Annotated in this window: 5 protein-coding genes; 2 read left to right on the forward strand and 3 right to left on the reverse strand. The window is 37.0% G+C overall.

What is annotated here, in order from left to right; genetic code table 11:
* Positions 1–679 precede the first annotated feature (679 nt).
* Positions 680–1,552, forward strand: coding sequence for a tRNA (adenosine(37)-N6)-dimethylallyltransferase MiaA (gene miaA, locus ACFIJJ_RS05235; RefSeq protein ID WP_375646189.1), 873 nt, complete (start codon positions 680–682; stop codon positions 1,550–1,552).
* A gap of 270 nt (positions 1,553–1,822) precedes the next feature.
* On the forward strand, positions 1,823–3,622 hold the full coding sequence (locus ACFIJJ_RS05240; RefSeq protein ID WP_375646191.1) for an acetolactate synthase 3 large subunit: 1,800 nt from the start codon (positions 1,823–1,825) through the stop codon (positions 3,620–3,622).
* A 491-nt stretch (positions 3,623–4,113) separates the two neighbouring features.
* Here ACFIJJ_RS05240 and ACFIJJ_RS05245 read toward each other — a convergent pair whose 3' ends face one another.
* The 3 genes from ACFIJJ_RS05245 to ACFIJJ_RS05255 all read right to left on the reverse strand — a co-directional run.
* Positions 4,114–4,821 (reverse strand): MFS transporter, encoded by a 708-nt coding sequence (locus ACFIJJ_RS05245; RefSeq protein WP_375646193.1) that lies wholly within the window; start codon positions 4,819–4,821, stop codon positions 4,114–4,116.
* A gap of 232 nt (positions 4,822–5,053) precedes the next feature.
* Positions 5,054–5,980 (reverse strand): D-2-hydroxyacid dehydrogenase family protein, encoded by a 927-nt coding sequence (locus tag ACFIJJ_RS05250; RefSeq protein ID WP_375646196.1) that lies wholly within the window; start codon positions 5,978–5,980, stop codon positions 5,054–5,056.
* Positions 5,981–6,217: 237 nt separating this feature from the next.
* On the reverse strand, positions 6,218–7,138 hold a 921-nt coding region (locus ACFIJJ_RS05255), incomplete at its 5' end, for a tyrosine-type recombinase/integrase (RefSeq protein ID WP_375646198.1).

Consider the following 7,138-nt stretch of genomic DNA (forward strand, 5'->3'; position numbering starts at 1 on the left):
CGCAAGTAAATGGTATTGCTATGATGTTTTATGAGAAGAGAAAAAATGAGGAAATCATATGATATTGGGGATGCTCATTCAAATTGCAAAATGCTGTTATAAATAGTGTTTTATTCAATGGGACTTTCAGCGCTTTGTGATTATACTTTGTGTGCTATAGTTAACGTTTTTTCACTTCAATTTGAAAAAGTTATCTTGGAGAAAAATTATATTATATTCAATCAATTATATATATATTTGTACCTTTCTTAGTGATAGATAAAAAAATAATTATAAAAAAGAGAGCGTCAAGAAGACAGTTTTTGAGGCGCTTATTATAAACCAGCGTAGCAGGCTGTTTTTATAGGACAAAATAAAGCGATTATATAGGTTAAGCTCAGTATTATATTTATGAAGGATGACAAAGAGTTTGTTTTTTATGGCCTAATGGACAGAATGATTATGGCTGTAGTTTATTATTGAACTATGATAGCAAAAATGCTTGGAAATTCTTTTGGTGTAGTTATTAAGTCCATTTGTTCTTTTTTATAAGTTTCATAGGATTTTCTTTGTATTAAAGAGAACTTGTGTTCGTATTTTTGTTTGAAGTATTTACTCTATGATAATGGAGAGAAAATACAGTGGCTTTGGGGGTGTCTGTATGTTGCAATAAGTTATTGATTGGGAGAAATTGCTATTCATGGCACAAAGAACAATTACATTGATAGCAGGGCCAACGGCAAGTGGGAAGTCAGAACTTGCCTTGCAAATGGCAAAAGAAAAGAATGCTCTCATTATTAATACTGATTCAATGCAGGTTTATGATGTTTTAAATATTTTAACGGCACGGCCGAGGGAGGCTGATACCGCGATTGTTCCACATTATCTTTATGGTCATGTGAGCCCTACTTTGAATTATTCAGTAGGGCAATGGTTATGTGATGTCGAGAAGCTATTGGCTACTTTTTCTTTAAGATCAGTTATTTTTGTTGGTGGAACAGGACTTTATTTTCGTGCTCTTTTAGAGGGGATTTCGGAAATCCCTCATGTTCCAGATGTTGTGCGGCAGAAGTGGCGTTTGCTGCTTGATAAAGAGGGACCTGAAAGTCTTTATCGCCAGTTGTTGCAGATTGATGCTGTTGTTGCTGAAAAAATTTCTTCGCACGATAGACAGCGTATTGTCCGTGCTTTGGAAGTTTACGATGCAACTGGTAAGACGCTCAGTTGGTGGCAGAAACAAAAAACAACACCTCTCATTGCACCGAATTTTACCGAAAAAATTCTTCTCATGCCACCACGTCCTCTGCTTTATGAACGTATTCATAAACGCTTGGATTCTATGATTGAAAGAGGAGCTTTAGAAGAAGTGATGATCATGAAGAATCTTAAGCTTTCTCCTTCATTACCAGCAATGAAGGCTATTGGTATACCTGAATTTATAGCTTATTTGGATGGATATAGAAGCTTTGAGAATGCTCTTGAAGCGGTGAAAACACAAACGAGGAGATATGCAAAAAGACAAATGACATGGTTTCGTAATCAATTTGATGAAGAATGGATGCTTACTTTTTGATAAAAGAGCTGGAGCCTTGCAAAGAAACTTTCGAAAGATAAAAGATAATTCGTAAAAAAGAAATTTTTTAGAAAATATAATTTTTTATTGACGAATGGTATCAATGGAATTAAAAATCTGTCTACAAGGAATTTTTTATATATTTTATACGTTGGAATAATGGGGGGTAATCATACAGTATGTGTTGTGTAATGGGCTCCTTTGGGGGCTTTTTTTATGGGCTCCGTTAGGGGCTTTTTTATTGTCCTATAAAGTAGGTGAGTGGGAAAAATGAGAAATGATCCAAGAAAGCAAGAGAGTGCAGATGGAAAAATAATGTCGGGTGCTGAAATAGTGATTCAGGCTCTTATAGATCAAGGCGTTGAACATATTTTTGGTTATCCTGGTGGGGCTGTTTTGCCTATTTTTGATGTTCTTTATCACCAAGATACACTCCAGCATATTTTGGTGCGCCATGAACAAGCTGCAGGGCATGCGGCTGAAGGCTATGCACGCAGTACTGGAAAGGTAGGGGTTATGCTTGTGACTTCTGGTCCAGGGGCAACGAATGCTGTGACACCTTTGCAAGATGCTCTTATGGATTCTATACCTCTTGTTTGTTTTTCTGGTCAGGTAGCGACAACGATCATTGGAACAAATGGCTTTCAAGAAGCTGATACGGTTGGTATTACAAAGCCCTGTACGAAGCGTAACTGGCTGGTTAAAAACGTCAATGATCTTGCAGAAATTATTCATGAAGCTTTTTTTCTTGCTCAATCAGGTCGTCCTGGGCCGGTTTTGATTGATATTCCTAAGGATGTTCAATTTGCTTCAGGACTTTATAGAGCCCCTCAAGTTCAGGATCCTTTGCATTCTTCTCTATCGTTGAAAGAGAATACTAAGGCTATTGAATCTGCTGTTTCTCTTTTAGTTGAAGCAAAACGTCCTATTATTTATTCTGGTGGTGGTGTTATTTCATCGGGGATGGAAGCTATACAGCTTTTACGTAATTTGGTTCAATTGGGAGATTTTCCGATTACATCAACACTCATGGGACTTGGTTCTTATCCTGCTTCCGGTAAAAATTGGCTTGGAATGCTTGGAATGCATGGAACCTATGAGGCTAATATGGCCATGCATGATTGTGATGTTATGTTAGCTGTTGGAGCACGATTTGATGATCGTATCACGGGGCGCCTTGATGCATTTGCACCTCATGCGCGTATTATTCATATTGATATTGATCCTTCTTCCATCAATAAAATTGTAAAAGCAGAAGTTCCACTTATTGGCGATGTGGCGCATGTTTTGGCAGATATAATGCAACATTTGCATATACATCAATCAAAGTTCGATAAAGAAAGTCGTAAAACATGGTGGATGCAAATTAATCGCTGGAAAGCTCGTAATTCATTGGCATATATGGAAAAAAAAGATGTTATCATGCCACAATATGCTCTTGAACGGCTATATGCTCTTACCAAAGATGCCTGTCCTTATATTACAACGGATGTTGGACAGCATCAGATGTGGGCAGCGCAGTATTATCACTTTGATGAGCCAAAACATTGGATGACTTCTGGTGGTCTTGGAACGATGGGGTATGGTCTTCCTGCTGCTATCGGTGTTCAAATAGCACATCCTGATGCGCTTGTTTTGTGTATTTCTGGTGATGCCTCTATTCAGATGAATATTCAAGAGCTTGCAACAGCAATCCAGCATGACACACCGGTGAAAATTTTTATTTTAAATAATCAGTATATGGGGATGGTTCGCCAGTGGCAGCAATTGCTGCATGGTAATCGTCTTTCTCATTCTTATACGGAATCTATGCCTGACTTTGTGAAATTGGCTCAAGCTTATGGAGCCGTAGGAATTCATTGTTCAAAACCCGATGAACTTGATGATAAAATTCAGCAAATGATTGACTGTGATAAGCCTGTTCTTTTTGATTGTCGTGTTTATCATTTAGAAAACTGTTTTCCTATGATCCCATCGGGATGTGCTCATAATGAGATGTTATTACCCGATGAGGCAAACGAAGAAGCTATTGCAAATGCTGTTTCTTCCGATGGAAAGATTCTTGTATAAAATGAATATATTAATAAAATAGTGAAGGATGGTGATGATGAAGTCTTTGGAGTCTTCATCTCTGTCTCTTCTTTGTTTAAAGACATAGGGTGTATTATTATTTGTTCATCTAAAAAATTTTATAAGTTGTGTGTCCAATTATGTTTGAATTTGTTTGTACGCGATGTTTGTTTTTTAATTCATATGTTCACATTAATGGCTATTTCGTTGCATTTTTAGATAATACATTGCAGATAAAATAGTTAAATAAATTATGGATCCACTCATGCCCCAAATTAATATTAAAAATCCAAAAACGACTGCAATCATGCAAAACAAGTCAGGAAAAAATCGTCCTTTTCTACAATGATCACTTCACGTTGCTAAAATAATTCTTCCTAAGGCATCAGAAGCCTGTGAAATAAAAAACAAATAAGCACTTTTATCTAAAGACAGGTGATCGATTCTATAAAAATAAATCGTTATAAAAATGGTTAAACCATATTGAGCGATCACAAGTGAAACGCCTGAAAAATAATATTCTTCATATGCGGCGCAGCCAACATCGCAAGACGAGACCCTACATTTGCATAGAACGAAATTCTTGCCTTGCTTTTTGGAACGATAGCGACAACTTTTGCTGGTGCGTGATAAAAAATAATAAAGATACATCCCCCTAAAAAAGAAACGATGGCACCGACCAAAAACGCATCTTTTATGCCATAGACAAGCGCACTCGCAGGAAGAACCATCCCAGCTAATGCCCCACCTAATGGTAGCCCCGCTTGCCTTATTCCCATTGCAAATCCGCGTTGCGATTGTGGAAACCATGCAGAAACAGATTTAGCGCCACCAGGTTGAGCAGAACTATAAAATCCCCCTACAATGAGCAAACAAACCAAAAGGGAAATATAGTTATCTGTGATTGCTCCCAACAAAAGAGCGACAGAAACGCCGACCGCTCCAACTCCAACAATATAGCGCTCGTTAAACTTGTCTAGTAATTCACCAGCTATGAGTAACCCAATAATAGGTAGGAACTGCGCTGCTGAAGACAGCAAACCTATTTGAGAGTCACTAAGCGAGAAATCCTTCTTAAAAAATTCAGCTAAAGGACCAATCCCTTGAACAAAGAAGCAAGCTGATGCTTGAGCGATAGTGGCAACAAGCAATATAATCCATCTATAATAATTCTTTTCTATAAATTTATTATTGCTCACTCAGCCCCCCTCCAATTAAAGTGTATTCCAATAAAGTAGCCTTTTTTTAATAATGATTGCAACAATAAATGAGGTATTTTATGCTGATTACATAAAAATCTGTCAATACGATTGGTCTTAATGTGAAAGCTAAGGAATATGCTTCATTTAAGGAAATAAGCTATTATGTGTCGTGCAAATTTGATACGCTAGCGATATAAGATAAATTTTACAAACATTGGCTCAGCCAGCATCAAGCGCTCTTTATAAAAGAAGCTATATTTTGGCAAGCTTTTTCAAAATAATTCTCAAAGCTTTCTTCAGTCACATAGCCCAGATGCGGTGTGCAAAGAACTCTATCTGATTGCAATAATTTGCTCTCATATACTGGCTCGCTGTCATAAACATCCAGTGCAAAGTAAGTTGAATTTTCCAAACTGAGTATTTTTTCTATCGCCCCTTTTTCAACCAAAGCTGAACGCGCTGTGTTAACAAAAATAGCATGTGGTTTCATGTTCAATAGATCATCTAATTTTATGATTTCTCTGGTTTTATCGCTTAAACGTAAATGGACGGATATAACGTCAGGACGTGTAAAAAATTCATCTTTTGAATGCGTAAAATGATAACCTAAATTTTTTGCTTCTTGCGTTGAACGCTCACTCCCATAAACCAAAATGGACATGCCAAAAGCTTGAGCATATTGAGCAACCATTTTACCAATACGCCCAAACCCGAATATTCCAAGAGTAGCCCCTTTCATTTGGTTGCCAAATGTTGTTTGCCATCGTCCTTTTTTCATATCAGATACAGATTTACAGAGTTTTCTACGCGCAGACATAATTAAGAGCCATGCAAATTCAGCAGCAGAAGTTGGATCTCCACCACCGTCTAATATTTCAATTCCTAAGTCTCTACAAGCTTCTATATCAATATGTGAACCTATAGGGCCTGTTTGGCAGATTAATTTTAAATTTGGCAGTTTCAGGAGAAGATTTCTATCAACTATAGTCCGCTCTCTGATTAAGATCAGAATATCTATCTCTTTGAGCCTATCTTCTAAATCACATTCTTGAGCTAAATTATTTATAACCAGCACTTCATGCGATTTCATTAATTTTGTAATAGACTGTAATGTTAGGGTAGCTTTTTGATAGTCATCTGGAATTAATATTTTCAATTTAAACCTCCTGTTTTATTCATCAATATTTGAGTTCATTATTTCATTTCTAAAACAACCAAAAAGCAATATCACCACTGATATTTTGACATAACGCCAAGCCTATTAACAAATTATCCCCCTTGATTTCATTGTTATTTCTAGCAACGGTAACAAATAATAATTAAATCAAAAAGTTATATTTGTAGTAAGGGATTAGGTGCTTATTGATTCTATTATGTTTTTTTATCTCTATCCCTAACTTTTTTGGAGCTTTTGTATCGATTCAAGGGAGAGTTTTTTGCGATCTGCGCTCTTGGTATAAAGAGATGCCATACTGTCATTTGTCCAGCCAAAGAGTGCTTTCAATTGTGATACTGTTGCTCCAGAATTTGCTGCGCGTGTTGCTGCTAATTTTCTTAAGCCATGCGCTGATTTTTTGATACCTGCTTGGGTACAAGCATTATAAAATGTAATTCCGAAGCTTTTTTTGGGTATTTTTTTCCCGCGTTTACCACAAATGAATGTTTCTTCTCCAATAGGACCAACTTCAAGCGTTTTGGCTAATTCTGGCAAAATTGGGAGAAAGACATCTGTTTTAAATTGGCTCTTTTCTGTTTTGATGTGAATGATATTATCTTTGACGTCTTTCCAGCCAATGCGGACCGCATCACCACGACGCAGACCCGTATATAAAAGAACATCAATCCAAACGCGTTCATGGGTACCATGTGACCAGCGTTGGTAATATTTTTCAACATCTTCTTCTGTCCAAACGGGAAAGCCCTCTTTATTTTTAAGAGGAGGTTTTTTGACGCCTAAAGTTGGATTATTTTCCAAAAGTCCTTGTTCAATTGCCCATTTAAAAAGCCCATTTAGGGATTGTAGAAAGTCTCTAGCCATTGCTGGTGTTTCTTTGCGCCGTTCAACACCGGCTATGATATGTTTCTTTTCGATTGCTTGGTATGAAATGTGACCTATAGTATCGCACACTTTCATAAGAGTGTATTCTCTTTGTTTCTTTGTGGCTTTAGCGAGGTTATGCCAATTGGAGCTATTAAAATACTGTTTAAGGAGCCATGCGAATGAACCTTCGACTAGCTTACCAGTTTTTGATTTAGGAAGTATAAGCCCTTGTAACTCGGCAAGTGCGCTTTTGTAGTTATCAACAAACTCTTG

The sequence above is a fragment of the Bartonella sp. TT29SHDZB genome, from assembly GCF_042193395.1.
Lineage (GTDB): Bacteria > Pseudomonadota > Alphaproteobacteria > Rhizobiales > Rhizobiaceae > Bartonella.

Bases quoted from the DNA above. Each gene is read 5' to 3' on its own strand.
- miaA (WP_375646189.1), top strand. From the start codon at position 680: ATGGCACAAAGAACAATTACATTGATAGCAGGGCCAACGGCAAGTGGG.
- ACFIJJ_RS05240 (WP_375646191.1), top strand. From the start codon at position 1,823: ATGAGAAATGATCCAAGAAAGCAAGAGAGTGCAGATGGAAAAATAATG.